Annotated in this window: 15 protein-coding genes; 3 read left to right on the plus strand and 12 right to left on the minus strand. The window is 73.4% G+C overall.

What is annotated here, in order from left to right:
• The first annotated feature begins 1 nt into the window (after position 1).
• Complete coding sequence (locus tag ACFWP2_RS27850; protein ID WP_380456354.1) at positions 2-757, plus strand: ABC transporter ATP-binding protein; 756 nt, start codon at positions 2-4, stop codon at positions 755-757.
• Positions 758-784: 27 nt separating this feature from the next.
• On the plus strand, positions 785-1,936 hold the full coding sequence (locus ACFWP2_RS27855) for a hypothetical protein (protein ID WP_380456356.1): 1,152 nt from the start codon (positions 785-787) through the stop codon (positions 1,934-1,936).
• A 19-nt stretch (positions 1,937-1,955) separates the two neighbouring features.
• Here ACFWP2_RS27855 and rlmN read toward each other — a convergent pair whose 3' ends face one another.
• From rlmN to rpsB, 6 genes are all read right to left on the minus strand, one after another.
• Positions 1,956-3,056 (minus strand): 23S rRNA (adenine(2503)-C(2))-methyltransferase RlmN, encoded by a 1,101-nt coding sequence (gene rlmN / locus ACFWP2_RS27860; protein ID WP_380456358.1) that lies wholly within the window; start codon positions 3,054-3,056, stop codon positions 1,956-1,958.
• Positions 3,057-3,138: 82 nt separating this feature from the next.
• Positions 3,139-4,377 (minus strand): phosphatidate cytidylyltransferase, encoded by a 1,239-nt coding sequence (locus ACFWP2_RS27865; protein WP_380456471.1) that lies wholly within the window; start codon positions 4,375-4,377, stop codon positions 3,139-3,141.
• A 284-nt stretch (positions 4,378-4,661) separates the two neighbouring features.
• Positions 4,662-5,219, minus strand: a complete 558-nt coding sequence (gene frr, locus ACFWP2_RS27870; RefSeq protein WP_380456360.1) for a ribosome recycling factor — start codon at positions 5,217-5,219, stop codon at positions 4,662-4,664.
• A gap of 97 nt (positions 5,220-5,316) precedes the next feature.
• Positions 5,317-6,081: a UMP kinase gene (gene pyrH / locus ACFWP2_RS27875; protein WP_316526060.1), complete on the minus strand. Its 765-nt coding sequence runs from the start codon at positions 6,079-6,081 to the stop codon at positions 5,317-5,319.
• Positions 6,082-6,341: 260 nt separating this feature from the next.
• On the minus strand, positions 6,342-7,181 hold the full coding sequence (gene tsf, locus ACFWP2_RS27880; protein ID WP_380456363.1) for a translation elongation factor Ts: 840 nt from the start codon (positions 7,179-7,181) through the stop codon (positions 6,342-6,344).
• 129 nt (positions 7,182-7,310) lie between these two features.
• A complete protein-coding gene (gene rpsB / locus ACFWP2_RS27885; RefSeq protein WP_380456365.1) occupies positions 7,311-8,198 on the minus strand; it encodes a 30S ribosomal protein S2 in 888 nt (295 codons plus the stop codon).
• 838 nt (positions 8,199-9,036) lie between these two features.
• Here rpsB and ACFWP2_RS27890 point away from each other — a divergent pair.
• A complete protein-coding gene (locus ACFWP2_RS27890) occupies positions 9,037-9,453 on the plus strand; it encodes a peptidoglycan DD-metalloendopeptidase family protein (protein WP_380456367.1) in 417 nt (138 codons plus the stop codon).
• Between the two features lie 153 nt (positions 9,454-9,606).
• Here ACFWP2_RS27890 and ACFWP2_RS27895 read toward each other — a convergent pair whose 3' ends face one another.
• From ACFWP2_RS27895 to ACFWP2_RS27920, 6 genes are all read right to left on the minus strand, one after another.
• A complete protein-coding gene (locus tag ACFWP2_RS27895; RefSeq protein ID WP_380456473.1) occupies positions 9,607-10,191 on the minus strand; it encodes a TetR/AcrR family transcriptional regulator in 585 nt (194 codons plus the stop codon).
• 139 nt (positions 10,192-10,330) lie between these two features.
• The gene (gene whiG / locus ACFWP2_RS27900; RefSeq protein ID WP_380456369.1) at positions 10,331-11,140 is read right to left on the minus strand and encodes an RNA polymerase sigma factor WhiG; all 810 of its coding nucleotides are present in this window, start codon (positions 11,138-11,140) and stop codon (positions 10,331-10,333) included.
• Between the two features lie 584 nt (positions 11,141-11,724).
• On the minus strand, positions 11,725-12,921 hold the full coding sequence (dprA, locus tag ACFWP2_RS27905; RefSeq protein WP_380456371.1) for a DNA-processing protein DprA: 1,197 nt from the start codon (positions 12,919-12,921) through the stop codon (positions 11,725-11,727).
• Positions 12,918-14,633 (minus strand): YifB family Mg chelatase-like AAA ATPase, encoded by a 1,716-nt coding sequence (locus ACFWP2_RS27910; protein ID WP_380456373.1) that lies wholly within the window; start codon positions 14,631-14,633, stop codon positions 12,918-12,920. Before ACFWP2_RS27910 ends, dprA begins: the two co-directional genes overlap by 4 nt.
• Position 14,634: 1 nt before the next feature.
• Entirely contained in the window at positions 14,635-15,069 is a 435-nt protein-coding gene (locus ACFWP2_RS27915; RefSeq protein ID WP_380456475.1) for a YraN family protein, read from the minus strand.
• 252 nt (positions 15,070-15,321) lie between these two features.
• Positions 15,322-15,648: a DUF2469 domain-containing protein gene (locus tag ACFWP2_RS27920; RefSeq protein WP_030056781.1), complete on the minus strand. Its 327-nt coding sequence runs from the start codon at positions 15,646-15,648 to the stop codon at positions 15,322-15,324.
• Positions 15,649-15,700 lie beyond the last annotated feature (52 nt).

Raw genomic sequence — 15,700 nt, forward strand, 5'->3', positions numbered from 1 at the left:
CATGTCAGCGGCACCGCCTGACAACGACGTGCTGTGGGCCCGAGGGATCGTCAAGTCCCATGACGGCACCCCCGCCCTGCGCGGCATCTCGATCGGCGTCCGCGAGGGCGAGGTGCTCGCCGTCACCGGCCCGCGCGGCTCCGGCAAGAGCACCCTGCTCGGCTGCCTCTCCGCGCAGCTCCCGGTCGACGAGGGCGAGGTCTGGTTCAACAGCGCCCCCGTGCACACCCTCGCCCGGGCCGGCCGCGAGCGGCTGCGGCGCGACCGTTTCGGCTTCGTCGGCTCCGAGCCCCACCTGGTGCCCGAACTGACCGCCCGGGAGAACGTCGCCCTGCCGCTGCTGCTCGCCGGAGCCGGCAACAAGGCCGCCTACACCGCCGCCGACGAGTGGCTGCAGCGCCTCGACGTCGGCGACTGCGCCCGGCTGCGCCCCGACCGGCTGGTGCAGAGCCGGCGCCAGCGGGTCGCCGTCGCCCGCGCCCTGGCCCCGCTGCCGCCCGTCGTCTTCGCCGACGACCCCACCGCCCCGCTGCACCGCGAGGCCGCCGACCAGGTCATGCGGATACTGACCAGCGCCACCCGGTCCCACCAGCTCACCCTCGTCCTGGCCACCCACGACCCCGAGCTCGTCCGGTTCGCGGACCGCTCCGTCGCCCTCGTCGACGGACGGCTCACCGCCCCCGCCGCCCCCGTCCCCCGCGGCACCACCGCCCCCGGGGCCGCCGGAGCGCCCGCCGTCACGGCCAACCGTCGCTGACGACGCCGAGCCGCTGAAAGAGTCGACGTGTTCTATCTCCGTCTGGCCCGGGGCTACCGGGTGCCCGATCTCGGCCGCTGGCTGCTCACCGCAGTGGCCGCCGCCGTGGTCGCCGCCTTCCTGCTGCGCTCCCTCGGCCGGGCGATGAGCGAGCCGATCGGCGGCGCCGACCCCCTGGTCCGACTGCTCTGGTGCCTGCCCCCGCTCGCCGCCCTCGCCTGGTTCGCGGCCGTCGCCGCCCGCTCGGTGCCCGCCCGGCGGCCCGCACGGATCGCCGGACTCACCGCCGCCGGGGCCGGGGCCCACCGCATCCGGACGCTGATCGCCGGCGAGGTCGCGCTCGCCTGCACCCTCGGCAGCGTGCTCACCCTGCTGCTCTTCCTGGTGCTGCGCAACGACGTCGCCGGGCCGGCGCTCGCCGCCGACCTCGGCATGGGCGTGCCGCTGCCGGCCGCCGCACCCGTCGCCCTGCTCGCCCTGGTCCCGCTCACCGCCGGCAGCGCCGCCGCCTGCGCGGTGCCCGTCGCCGAGACCCTGCCGGGCGGCCGCGCCTCCACCCCGACCGCCTTCGGCGTCTGGCGGATCGCCCTGGCGATCGGACTGGGCGTGGTCGGCGCCGCGCTCGAACTCATCGCCCTGCGGCCCGGGGCCGCCGCCGACGGCCGGCCGATCCACCTGCCCGCCGGACTCGGCTCCACCAGCACCGCCGCCCTCTTCGGCTGGGCCGCCAGCGCGCTCGGTCTCGCCCTGCTCACCGGCCCGCTGCTGGCTTGGGCCGGGCGGCTGCTCGCCGTCGGACGGCCCACCCCGCTGCGGCTGCTGGCCGGGCGCGGCCTCACCGCCCAGGCCCGCCGGCTCGGCGCGCCGCTGGCGGTGCTCACCCTCGCCGTCGCGCTGGTGCTCACCACCGTCCGCTACTGGATCGGCACGCCCGACAGCGCCGACGCGCTGCCCGCCGTCGAGGCCTGCCTGGTGCTCGGCTGCGCGGCCGCCGCGGTGATCTCCCGGCTCGCCGAGGTCCGCACCGACCGCCGCGAGGTCACCGACGCGCTGCTGCGCCTCGGCACCTCGCCCCGGCTGCTGTTCGGCGCGGTCGCGCTGCGCACCCTCGCGGTGGGCAGCACGCTGCTGCTGACCGGCGGGGCGACCGCCGCGCTGGCGGCCGCCGGACTCCGGTAGCGGGCTCCCGCGGCGGGCCTCAGCCCGCCGCGGCGAGCTGGCCGCAGGCGCCGTCGATCTCCTGGCCGCGGGTGTCGCGGACGGTCGTCGGCACACCGTGCGACTGGAGGCGGCGGACGAACTCGCGCTCGTCCTCGGGCCGGGAGGCCGTCCACTTGGACCCGGGGGTCGGGTTCAGCGGGATCAGGTTGACGTGCACCCGGCGGTTCTTGATCAGCCGGCCGAGCAGGTCCGCCCGCCAGGCCTGGTCGTTGATGTCCTTGATCAGCGCGTACTCGATGGAGATCCGGCGGCCGGACTTCTCGGCGTAGTTCCACGCCGCGTCCAGCACCTCGGCGACCTTCCACCGGGTGTTCACCGGCACCAGCTCGTCGCGCAGCTCGTCGTCCGGGGCGTGCAGCGACAGCGCCAGGCGGCAGCTGAGGCCCTCGTCGGCGAACCGGTGCATCGCCGGGACGAGACCGACGGTCGAGACCGTGATGCCGCGCTGCGACAGGCCGAAGCCGTCCGGCGCCGGGTCGGTCAGCCGGCGGATCGAGGCCAGCACCCGGTTGTAGTTGGCCAGCGGCTCGCCCATGCCCATGAAGACCACGTTGGACAGCCGTGCCTCGCCGCCGGGGATCTCCCCGCTCTTGAGCGCGCGCATCCCGGCGGCGATCTGCTCGACGATCTCGGCGGTGGAGAGGTTGCGGGTCAGCCCGGCCTGGCCGGTGGCGCAGAACGGGCAGTTCATGCCGCAGCCGGCCTGCGAGCTGATGCACATGGTGACCCGGTCCGGGTAGCGCATCAGCACGGACTCCACGAGCGTGCCGTCGAAGAGCTTCCAGAGCGTCTTGCGGGTGGCGTCGTCGTCGCAGGAGACGTGCCGGACCACCGACATCAGCTCGGGCAGCAGGCCCTCGGTGAGCTTCTCCCGGCTGGCGGCGGGGATGTCCGTCCAGCTCGCCGGGTCGTTCGACATCCGGCCGAAGTAGTGGTTGGAGAGCTGCTTGGCGCGGAACGGCTGCTCGCCCAGCTCGGCGACGGCCTCCTTGCGCTCGGCGGGGCTCAGGTCGGCGAGGTGTCGCGGGGGCTTGGCGCCGCGCGGCGCGACAAAGGTGAGTTCTCCGGGCTTAGGCATGGTTGTTCCAGTGTCGCAGACGCGCGAGGGCCCCGGACGCCAGGCGTCCGGGGCCCCGCCTCGTACGTCTCGTACGCGCCGGTCAGCTGCCGACGAAGGCGGCCAGCAGCAGCCAGACCACCGGGGCGGTCGGCAGGAGCGAGTCCAGCCGGTCCATGATGCCGCCGTGGCCGGGCAGCAGCGTGCCCATGTCCTTGATCCCGAGGTCGCGCTTGATCATCGACTCGCCCAGGTCGCCCAGGGTCGCGGTGACCGCCGCGCAGCCGCCCAGGATCAGGCCCTGCCACCAGCTGCCGCCGTCGATGATCAGCTCCATCAGCAGCGCGCCCGCCAGCATCGACAGGCCGATGCCGCCGGCCAGGCCCTCGCGGGTCTTGCCCGGGCTGATCGTCGGGGCCAGCTTGGTCTTCCCGAACTTGTAGCCCACCGCGTACGCGCCGGTGTCGCTGCAGATCGTCACGATCAGGAAGAGCACGATCCGCTGGGGGCCGTCGTCGGCCGCCAGCATCATCGCCACGAAGGTGGCCAGGAACGGCACGTAGAACGCCGTGAACACGCCTGCCGTTATGTCCCGCAGGTAGTCCTCCGGCGGCTCGGCCATCCGCCAGACCATCACCGCCAGCCCGGTCAGCGCGAGCGAGGCGGCGGCCCACTGGATGCCGGACCAGTAGCCGGTGGCCACCATGGCGATGCCGCCCACGACCAGCGGGATCAGCGGTGCCTTGATCTGCTTGCGCTCGGCGAGCCGGCTGGTCAGCTCCCAGACGCCGACCGCGGCCGCGGCCATCACGACGACCAGGAACAGCGCCTTCACCACGAACAGCGAGGCGACGATCACCGCGCCCAGGCCGACGCCCACGCCTATGGCGGCCTGGAGGTTACGGCCACCGCGCTGCTTGCGCGGCTGCGGCTGCGGGGCGGGCTGGGCGGCCACGGGTGTCTCCTGCCCTGGGTGGGACGACGGCACGAAGTGGGGCTGCCCGGCCGCCAGGTGGTTCGCCGACGGCGCGGGATGCACCGGTGCCCCCGGGTGCGGCGGGGCGCCGTGGCCGGGGGCGGGAGGGGCGTCGTCGGATATCGCGCGCAGCACGACCGTCTCCGTCACGCCCGGCGGCGCCGGCTCGGGCTGATCACCCCGGAAGAGCGGACCGCTCGGCCTGGACTCCCTGCCCAGCCCCTCGGCGGGCTCGGCCGGACCGCCGGTGGCGGGCCGACCGTGGGCCGAGGGCCGGCCGTGGGCGGCGGGCCCACCGCGGGCGGCACGCCGACCGGGGTCGGGCGTGCCGGGCAGCGGCCCGGCCTCGGCCGGTACGGGAGGCATGACCTGAGTCTCCTCCGCGTCGCCGCCCCAGTACACCGGAGGCTGCTGCGACTGATCCGAACGGAGGCCCGGCGCCCCGTGGACGGCACCCGGCGCGCCCGGGGGCACGGCGTGGCCGCCCGGGTGGCCGGGGTGTCCCTGGGCCACCGGCGCCGGCTGCGCGCCGTACCCCGGCGCCGGGTGGGCCGGGGTACGGGCGCCCTGCGGGTGCGGCGCCGGGCGGTAGGGCTGGAACTGCTGGTCGGACGGGCCCCAGTAGCCGGGGGCGTCAGGGGCGTCGTTCATCAGACCTCGAGCAGCTCGGCTTCCTTGTGCTTCAGCAGCTCGTCGACCTGGGCCACGTACTTGGCCGTGGTGTCGTCGAGCTCCTTCTCGGCGCGGCGGCCGTCGTCCTCGCCGGTCTCGCCGTCCTTGACCAGCTTGTCGATGGCGTCCTTGGCCTTGCGGCGCACCGAACGGATCGAGACCTTGGCGTCCTCGCCCTTGGTGCGGGCGATCTTGATGAACTCCCGGCGGCGCTCCTCGGTGAGCTCCGGCAGCACCACGCGGATGATCGAGCCGTCGTTCGACGGGTTGACACCCAGGTCGGAGTCGCGGATCGCCTGCTCGATGGCCTTCAGCGCGGTCTTGTCGAACGGCGAGACGACCGCCATCCGCGGCTCCGGCACCGAGAACGAGGCCAGCTGGTTGATCGGCGTGATGGCGCCGTAGTACTCCGCGACGATCTTGGCGAACATCGCCGGGTGCGCACGGCCGGTGCGGATGGCCGCGAGGTCGTCCTTGGCGACGCTGACGGCCTTCTCCATCTTCTCCTCGGCCTCGAGGAGGGTCTCTTCGATCACTGTGGTCTCCCTGTCCGGTTCATCTGCTGTTGTCCCGACCGGTGTCGGCCCGGTGGCCGGTCGCGGCACCGGGCCGTCCGGTACGGCTGGTTACTGCTCAGGCCCGGACAGAATCCTGGCTGATGAGTGTGCCGATCTTCTCACTCTTCACCGCGCGCGCGATATTGCCCTCCGCCAGCAGTTCGAAGACCAGCATCGGAAGGTTGTTGTCCTTGCACAGCGTGATCGCGGTGAGGTCGGCGACCTTGAGGTCGCGCGCGATGACCTCGGAGTACTCCAGCGCGTCGAACTTGACCGCGTCCGGGTTGGTCCGCGGGTCGGAGTCGTAGACGCCGTCCACGCCGTTCTTACCCATCAGCAGGACGTCGGCGTGGATCTCCAGGGCGCGCTGGACGGCCGTGGTGTCGGTGGAGAAGTACGGCATGCCCATACCGGCGCCGAAGATCACCACGCGGCCCTTCTCCAGGTGCCGGACGGCCCGCAGCGGCAGGTACGGCTCGGCGACCTGGCCCATGGTGATGGCGGTCTGGACCCGGGTCTCGATGCCCTCCTTGACCAGGAAGTCCTGCAGCGCCAGGCAGTTCATGACGGTGCCGAGCATGCCCATGTAGTCGGAGCGGGCCCGGTCCATGCCGCGGACCTGGAGCTCGGCACCCCGGAAGAAGTTGCCGCCGCCGATGACCACCGCGACCTCGGTACCGGCGCGGACGACCGTGGCGATCTCCCGGGCGATCGCGTGCACGACGTCCGGGTCGACGCCGAGCCCGCCACCACCGGCGAAGGCCTCACCGGACAGCTTGAGCAGCACCCGGCGGCGCGAGCCGACCTCGGGGTCCTGCGCGGTCTCCTGCGTCTCCTGCATGGACTTCTCCTTTTTGCACCTACTGGTCACAGGCGCGGGTGTGCGGATGCCCCGCCTGCGCGTACACGCGAGGAGGCCACTGCCGCGGGAACCGGTTCGGTGTCCTGCACGGCAATGGCCTCCTCGTCGTTCATGGTGCCGACGCGAGCCCGCCCGTTGGGGTAGGCGCGGGGTGAGCCCGTTCGGCGTTCCTCCCGCCCAGGTCAGCGGGCGGGGGCGGTTCCCAGCCTAAGGGGGCCGGGGACCAGGTGGAACGTGGCTCAGGCGCCGACGCGGAAACGGGCGAAGCGCTTGAGGGCGACGCCGTTCTCCTCGAGGACCTTGGCGACGGACTTCTTGTTGTCCTTCGCGAAGGCCTGCTCCAGGACGGAGTTCTCCTTCACGAAGCCGGTGACGCGGCCCTCGACGATCTTCGGCAGGGCGGCCTCCGGCTTGCCCTCCTCGCGGGCGGTGGCCTCGGCGACGCGGCGCTCGTTCTCGAGCTCCTCGGCCGGGATCTCCTCGCGGGACAGGTACTTCGGCGCGAAGGCGGCGATGTGCTGCGCGACGTCCTTGGCGACCTCGGCGTTCTCCTTGTCCAGCTCGACCAGGACGCCGACGGCCGGCGGCAGGTCGGGGCTGGTCTTGTGCAGGTAGACCGCGACGAAGCCGTCACCGTCGAACTGGGCGAAGCGACGGAAGACGATCTTCTCGCCCAGGGTCGCGTTGGCCTCGTCCACGAACTGCTGGACGGTCTTGCCGGCCTCGATCTCGGAAGCCAGGGCGGCGTCCAGGTCGGCCGGGGCGGTCTTGGCGACGTGGGCGGCGATCGCGTCGGCGACCTTGACGAAGTTGTCACCCTTGGCGACGAAGTCGGTCTCGCAGTTCAGCTCGACCAGAACGCCGGACTTGTTGTCCTCGGCGATCAGCGCGGCGACGGCGCCGTTGGAGGCGTCACGGCCCTCGCGCTTGGCAACGCCCTTCTGGCCCTTGATGCGGAGGAGCTCGACGGCCTTCTCGACCAGGCCCTCGGCCTCGTCCAGGGCCTTCTTGCAGTCCATCATGCCGGCGCCGGTGAGCTCACGGAGCTTCTTGACGTCCGCGGCGGTGAAGTTCGCCATGGTGTGAATCTCTTCTCGCGTCTCGCGTGTCTGCGTGGAGTGGCGCCGGGACCGATGGTTCGGTCCCGGCGCGGGAGAGAGGGGCACCTACCGGCTTCGTACCGGCGGGTGCCCCTCACCCTTGGTACGTCAGGCCTGCTCGGCCGGAGCGTCGGCAGCGGGGGCCTCGGCGGCCGGAGCCTCGGCGGCGGGGGCCTCGGCAGCGGGGGCCTCGGCGGCGGCGGGGGCCTCCTCAGCCTTCTTCTCGCCCTCGAGGAGGTCCTTCTCCCAGGCGGCCAGCGGCTGGTCGGCACCCGGCTCGGCCTTGGCGTCGCCCTTGGCGACACCGGCGCGGGACTTGAGGCCCTCGGCCACGGCGTCGGCGATCACGCGGGTCAGCAGGGTGACGGAGCGGATCGCGTCGTCGTTGCCCGGGATCTTGTAGTCGACCTCGTCGGGGTCACAGTTGGTGTCGAGGATGGCGACGACCGGGATGTTGAGCTTCCGGGCCTCGCCGACCGCGATGTGCTCCTTCTTGGTGTCCACGATCCAGACAGCGCTGGGAACGCGCTGCATGTCACGGATACCGCCGAGGGTCTTCTCCAGCTTGTCGTGCTCGCGCTGCAGGACCAGGAGCTCCTTCTTGGTGAGGCCGGAACCGGCCACGTCCGAGAAGTCCAGCTCGCCGAGCTCCTTCAGGCGCTGGAGGCGCTTGTAGACGGTCGAGAAGTTGGTCAGCATGCCGCCGAGCCAGCGCTGGTTCACGTAGGGCATGCCCACGCGGGTGGCCTGCTCGGCGATGGCCTCCTGGGCCTGCTTCTTCGTGCCGACGAAGAGGACGCTGCCGCCGTGGGCAACGGTCTCCTTGATGAACTCGAAGGCGCGGTCGATGTAGTTCAGCGACTGCAGGAGGTCGATGATGTAGATGCCGTTGCGCTCGGTGATGATGAAGCGCTTCATCTTCGGGTTCCAGCGGCGGGTCTGGTGACCGAAGTGGACGCCGCTCTCCAGCAGCTCCCGCATCGTGACGACGGCCATTGCCGTGCTCCTTGGTGTTACGGCCCGGCGGCGGCACTGCCTCGCAGCGATCGCCCACAGCCGGGTCAGGCTCGGTTTGTCCGTGGCGGCCAGGTGACAGCCACGCCTGACGCCCCGAACGTGCCGAGCCGCTTGAACCCTTCAGGCCCGGGGGCCGGTCGGGCTCGGCGGACCGAGCGGCACTCGCACCTGGCGGGGCTGCGGACGAACCGCGTCCGACCGCCGGTGGCGGGGCGTGCGAAGTCGACCCGGCGGACCGGGTCGCGTGTGAAGTGTACGGGAAGCGCCGAGGCGCGAGCGACTCCACGCGTGGCCGGGGGCCCGCCGAGGACCTGGGGGGAGCCCGGGGAACGGCTGGGGAGAGCGGGCTGCGGCGGGGTTGCCGCAGGGTTGCGACGGGGGTCGGGCGGGGGGCGCGGGGCGGCCACGGGAGTGCGCGGGGGCGGCTACGGGGGCGCGCGCCGGCTGGTTGGCCGCCGGTTCGAGCCCGTCGACTCGGAGCCCGTCGGCGGCTGGTGCTTTTACACCGGATGGCGGCGTTCGTACACCCGCCAGGGGGATGGCAGTCGGGCGTGAGGACGGTTTGTCCACAGGTATCCGGATCCGGGTGGTGTGGGGGCGGCGGAGCGGCGAGCCTGCGGGCATGACTGGTCGCGGGTGGTTCGGCGGGGTGTCCGTGGTGGTGACGGTGGAGCTCGTGCTCGCGTTCGTGCTCGGGTTGTCGGGGGCAGCGGGGGTAGCGGGGGCGGTGGGGGCAGCGGGACGCACGGGTGCGGCCGGCGACCCGGGCTCCGGGTCGGGCGGCGGGGCCGGGTGGGGTGGAGCGCGGGCCTGGCCGGTGGGCGGACCGGACGGGGTACTGAGCCGCTTCGAGCCGCCGGCGAAGGTCTGGGCCGCCGGGCACCGAGGAGTGGACCTCGCCGCCGCACCGGGGATGGAGGTCCGGACGGCGGCTCCCGGAGTGGTCACCTTCTCCGGGCTGGTGGCAGGACGGCCGGTGGTGACCGTCTCCCACCCCGGCTCGGGCTCGCCCCCGCTGCGGACCACCTACCTGCCCGTCACCGGCACGGTCCCGGTCGGCACCCCGGTGGCCGCCGGGCAGCCGATCGGACTGCTCGCTCCGAACGGGCGGCACTGCGCCGGGCACGACTGCCTGCACTGGGGGCTGCTGCGCGGAAGCCGCTACCTGGATCCGCTGGCCCTGTTCGGCGCGGGCACGGCCCGGCTGCTGCCGTTGGGGGGCGCAGCCGGGTAGGGCGCACCTGCTCGACGCGCGCCGGCGAGGGGCGGACCGGCGTCGGGGTCCAGGCTGCGGTCGAGGCCGGGGCTGCGGCCGAAGCCGGGGTCGGGACCGGGTTGAGGCTGCGGTCGAGATCTGGCTCGGGCCGGGGCCGGGCGGGGGCCGGGGTCAGGGGCGGACGAGTCCGTGCAGCACCAACGCGACGGCGGCGTCCGCGATCTCCTCGGGGCTCTCCGCCGCACAGCCCGTGCGGCCGCCGGCCGCGGCCTGCTCGGCCCGACGGGTCGCCGCCTCCACGACGCCCTGGACCAGGGCCGCGGCGAGCCGGGGCTGCGCGTGGCCGAGGTCCTCCAGCGTCCGGCCGATCAGACCGGCCAGCCTGCCGTGGGCCGCCCTGATCCGCTCGCGCGCGGCCTCGTCGAGCTCCAGCGCCGAGATCGCCACCACAGCCCGGTGCCGGGGGTCGGCGGCCAGCGCCAGCTGGCCCCGGACGTAGGCCTCGATCCGCTCGACGGCGGTGTCGCAGCTCTCCATCCCGGCCTCGATCTCGGCGGCCCAGAGCGGGAGGTCCACCTCGCACAGCGCCTCGACCACGGCGGCGCGGGAACGGAAGTACTCGTAGACCGAGGAACGCGCCAGCCCGGTGCGCGTCGCGAGCGCGGGGAAGGTCAGGGCCTCCATGCCACCCTCGGTGAGCAGGATGCGGGCAGCGTCGAGAAGCGCTGCGCGCTGGAGCTGGCGATGCTCGGCCACCGTGGCCGCTCGGATCTTCGGCACGCCCCCACTGTACGGAGCCATACCTCCGGCCGGTACGGCGCCGCGCATCGGGAGGAGGTTCGGGCCTGACGGCCGGCTTTCGGAGGCCAGGTGTCAACGCCCGAGTGCCGACGCCCTATCGGATGTCCGACAGCTTGGCGCGCAGCTGGAGGACGGACTTGGTGTGGATCTGACTCACCCGGCTCTCCGTCACCCCCAGGACCTGCCCGATCTCGGCGAGGGTGAGGCCCTCGTAGTAGTAGAGCGTCACCACCGTCTTCTCCCGCTCGGGGAGGGTGTTGACCGCCTGGGCCAGCAGCCTGCGCAGTTCGCGGTCCTCGGCCACCTCGACCGGGTTGTCCGCGCCGTGGTCCTCCAGGGTGTCCATCAGGCTCAGCCGGTCGCCGCCCTCCCCCACCGGGTGGAGCAGTTCGTCCAGCGCCACCACGTTGGCCAGCGACAGCTGACTGAAGATGGCGTGCAGGTCCTCGATCGCGATGCCCATCTCGGCCGCGACCTCCGGCTCGTGCGGCGTGCGGCGCAGCCGGGCCTCCAGCGTCGCGTACGTCCGCTCGACCGCCTTCGCCTTCTGCCGGACCGAGCGCGGGATCCAGTCCAGGGCCCGCAGCTCGTCGATGATCGCGCCGCGGATGCGGCTGATCGCATACGTCTCGAACTTGATGGCGCGACCGATGTCGAACTTCTCGATCGCGTCGATCAGCCCGAAGACCCCCGAGGAGACGAAGTCCGCCTGCTCCACGTTCGAGGGCAGACCGACCCCGACCCGCCCCGCCACGTACTTGACGAGCGGTGAGTAGTGCAGGATCAGCTGCTCGCGCAGCCTCTGGTCCCCGGTCTCCTTGTAGGAGCGCCAGAGTTCCTCCAGCGCGGTGCGGCCCTGGGCCGCGGCCTCCCTGGCGTCCTGCCCCTGGTCTCCGCCCGCCACCCTCTCCCGGCGGGGCGGCGACACCGGCGAGGCGAGCGCCGGGGACGCACCGCTCCGGGCCGGCGCGCTGCCGGGCGACCGGGGCGCGCCGGCCGCCCCCGCGCCGGGGGGCGCACCGGCGGGTGCACCGCCGGACGCGCCGGCGGGGCCTGCCGTGTCCGCGCCCTGGGCCGGCTCCGCACCCCGGGCCGCGTCCGCAGGCTGGGGCACCACCGTCGGCCGGCCGCCCTGGCGCGACAGGCCTCCCATCGTCCCCGCCGACTTGGCCGGGAGGTCGGGCACGGGGCGCCGCTCGGTCCGCGGCCCTCCCGAGGACCGAGCGCCACCGGTCACTCTGTGTCCGGGAATGTGTGTGGGCATGCGTTGGTCTGCGCCGTTCTGCCGAGTCATGTGCTGATAGGGAAGGCATGTGGAGCGTAGCGTGACCGACTCGCTGCGAAGCGCTACCACCGCTCGGTCGTCCCCCGATCCGGTGGCGTTCGCGCACCGGATCCGGGCGACGAACAGCAGAACCGGATCGGCAGGTCATCAGGGCGGCTCCGACGTGCGTTCCCTCGGCGCGAGCGCGTTCTCCGTTCCGACGTTCACCTCCTCCGCACCACGCGCCAGTGCGCACCGTGCCGCTCCACGTAGCCGAGCGCGCCCAACTCGTAGAGCCGTTGTAGGACTTCGTCCGGCGGGAGACCGGACTGCCGGGCCAGTCGCTCGACCGGGGCACCCTCCGCGGTCGCCGGTACGGCCTCCAGCACCCGGGCCACCGCCGGCTCCAGCAGGTCGCGCGGGAGCACCGGGCCGCTGCGCTGCGGTGCCAGGTCGTCCCCGATCGCCCCGATCAGCTCGGTGATCTCGGCCGCGTCGGTGACCAGGGTGGCGGCACCGCTGCGGATCAGGGCGTGCACCCCGGCGGAGAGCGCCGAGGTCACCGGGCCCGCGACGCCCATGGTGTGGCGGTTGAGGTCCCGCGCCCGCCTGGCCGTGCTCAGGGCGCCGCTGCGCACCGCCGCCTCGACCACCACCGTGCCCCGGGTCAGCGCGGCGATGACCCTGTTGCGGAGGACGAAGCGGAAGCGGTTCGGGTGCTCCCCGGGCGGGAGTTCACTGACCAGCAGGCCCTGGACGCCGATCCGCCGGATCAGTTCGGCGTTGCCCTTGGGGTAGGCCACGTCGACGCCGCAGGCGAGCACGGCGGCGGTCATCCCGCCGACCGCGAGTGCCCCGCGGTGTGCGGCCGCGTCGATCCCGTAGGCGGCTCCGGAAACCACCATCCAACCGCGCTCGGCCAGTTGGGCCGACAGCTCCCCCGCGACATGGGCGCCGTAGGCGGTGCAGGCCCGGGAGCCCACCAGCGCGACCGAGCGGAGCGCGAGCAGCCGCAGCGAGCCGGTGCCCGCCACCCAGAGCCCGACCGGACGTCCGTCACCCAGGTCGTCGAGTTGGCTGGGCCACTCCGTGTCCCCCGGAATGATGAACCGTCCACCGACGTCCCGTACCCGTTTCAGGTCCGTCTCCGGGTCCAGGCCCGGGAGCCTCGCCTGGTACCCGGCCAGGCGGGTGGCGTCCAGTCCTGGGTGGTCGGGCACCGTCCCGTCCCGGATCGCCTCGACCACGTCGACGGCGGGGAGTTGGCCGAGCCACCGACCGACCACCGCGTCCCCCGGTTCGCTGAGCCGGCCCAGCAGCACCCGGGCGAGGCGCTCGGGCTCGGGTCCGGCGTCGGTTGCGGCACCGGCCCCGGCCTCGGCCGCGCCGGGAATTCTAGGTTGCCTCAGCAGCTGGTTCATGCCTCACCCTTCTGGTTCCGCGGATGCTCGTCGAGCGCCTCGGGCTTCCCGGGCCAACCGTCCTCCGGGCTGCCGCGCTGCGCCGGGATGCCGCCGAGCCGGCCGAGGGCCCGCTCGGTCAGCGGCAGTCCGTGCTCCACCCCGGTGCGCAGGACCAGCGCGGTGCGCACGTCCCGCTGGTCCGGCCGGTCGCGTCCGGCGAGATCGGCGACCGTCCAGGCGACCCGGAGCACCCGGTCCAGGCCCCGGGCGGTCAACAGCCCCCGCTCCAACTGCCGCGCGGCGTCGTTGAGCGCCCCGGGCGCGAGCTGCCAGCGGGTGCGCAGCTCGTGGCCCGGCACCTCCGCGTTGGTCCGCCACGGGGTGTCCGCCAGCCGGGCCGCCGCCCGCTCACGCGCGGCCAGCACCCTGGCCGCGACGGTCTCGGTGTTCTCCGCCGTGGTGTCCCGTTCCATGAGCTCGACCCTGGTCACCGGGGCCACCTGGACCTGGAGGTCGACCCGGTCCAGCAGCGGCCCGGAGAGCCGCCCCTGGTAGCGGCTGACCATGGCCGGGGTGCACTCGCAGCCCTCGCCCCGCCGCGAGTACCGGCCGCACGGACAGGGGTTGGCCGCCAGGCAGAGCAGGAAGCGGGCCGGGAGCCGCAAGGAGCCGGCCGAGCGGGCGATCACCACCTCGCCCGACTCCAGCGGTTGGCGCAGCGCGTCGAGCACCCGGACCGGGAACTCCGGCGCCTCGTCCAGGAAGAGCACGCCCCGGTGGGCCAGCGAGACCGCCCCCGGTCTCGGCAGACCGCTGCCGCCGCCGACGATGGCCGGCATCGTCGTGGAGTGGTGCGGGGCGCAGTAGGGCGCGGTGTCGATCAGTGGACGCCCGGCCGGGAGCAGCCCCGCCACCGAGTGGACGGCGGTGACCTCCAGTGCCTCCTTCTGGGTCAGCGGCGGGAGCAGCGCGGGCAAGCGCTCCGCCAGCATCGTCTTGCCCGCCCCGGGCGGGCCCTTCAAGTAGAGGTGGTGACCCCCGGCGGCGGCGATCTCCAGGGCCCGCCGGGCCTCGTACTGACCGGCCACATCGGCCATGTCGAGCCGGGCCGTCCGGTCGTCGGGCAGGCCCCGCACGCCCGCGCTGGGCAGCATCAGGCCGGCCATCAGCGGATCCGGCCGACCGCCGATCGGGTCGGGCGGCTCCTCCGGTGCCGCCGCGCCGGTCAGGATGGCGACGAGCTGGCGCAGACTGCGGACGCCGATCACCGTCACCCCGGGAACGAGCGAGGCCTCGGGCGCGGTCTGCTCGGCGACCACGACCCGCTCGTACCCCGCGTCGGCGGCGGCCAGCACCGACGGCAGCACCCCTCTGACCGGCCGCACCCGGCCGTCCAGCCCCAGCTCGCCGATGATCAGCAGATCGGCGATGGCGGAGGGGTCGAGCCGTTCGGCGGCGGCCAGCACGGCGCAGGCGACCGCGAGGTCGAAGCCGCTGCCGCTCTTGGGCACCGAGGCGGGGCTGAGGCCGACCGTCAGCTTGCGCTGCGGCCAGGCCTCGCCGCTGTTCACGACCGCGGCGCGGACCCGGTCGCGGGCTTCGGTGAGCGCCTTGTCGGGCAGGCCGACCAGGGTGAACGCGGCCACCCCGGGCTCCAGATCGGCCTGGACCTCGACGATCACTCCGTCGACGCCGACCAGCGCGACGGAACAGGTTCGGGCGAAGGCCATCTCAGACCACCCCCCGCAGGTGGTCGACCAGGGCCGCGCCCCGCGCCCGGTTGACCACCGCGACCAGGTCGATCCGCACCCCGCCCGGCGGGGCGGGCGGCCATTGCGGATCGGTGGGCCCCGGATCGTAGCCGGGCCCGGCCAACTCGGCGAAGTGACCGGGCCAGCGCTCGGCCATCCAGCGCTCGGCCAGGCGCTGCAACCGGGCGGCCTTGGCCCGGTCGATGGCCTCGGTGGGCTGCTGGAATCCCCGCTCGGAGCGGGTCTTCACCTCGCAGACCGCCACGGTGTCGCCGTCGAGGGCGACGATGTCCAGCTCGCCCTCGACGCAACGCCAGTTGCGGTCCAGGATGCGGAGCCCGGCCTCGGCGAGGCGGCGGGCGGCGACCCGCTCCCCGTATCGGCCGAGCCCGTTCTTGGTACTGCGCTCGGGGATCGCCCGCGAGGGCTTCCCGGCTGTGGACGTGTCCGGTACGGCCTGGTCCGGTACGGCCTGGTCCTGCACGACGGTGTGCTGCATGGTGACCACCTCCGCCGAGGAGGCTGCACCAAGGCGCACGACGAGGCCCGGGAATTCCCGTTCCCTGTGGATAACCCGGGCCTGTGGACAACTTTTGTCACCCGCAGGAGTGAGAAGCCCCGTGCCCGCCGAATTCTGCTGGACAACGCGGGACGGAGTCGTCCAACGTCAGTTCCCGAAGCCGGACTCGTCCGAGGGCAGCTCCAGATCGCTCTTCGCGAGTTCCTCGATGTTCACGTCCTTGAAGGTCAGCACCCGGACCTTGCGGACGAACCGGGCCGGCCGGTACATGTCCCAGACCCACGCATCCGCCATCGACACCTCGAAGAACACCTCGCCCTGGACCGAGTGCACCTGCAGCTCGTAGTCGTTGGTGAGGTAGAACCGTCGCTCGGTCTCGATCACGTACTTGAACAGGCCGACGACGTCCCGGTACTCCCGGTAGAGCTTGAGCTCCATCTCGGTCTCGTACTTCTCGAGATCTTCGGCACTCATCCAGGCGTCCCCTCAACTTGTCAGTCCACCCATTGTGGACCACCGCACCCAC

Origin of the sequence: Kitasatospora sp. NPDC058444, from assembly GCF_042721415.1 — a bacterium.
Classification (GTDB): domain Bacteria; phylum Actinomycetota; class Actinomycetes; order Streptomycetales; family Streptomycetaceae; genus Kitasatospora.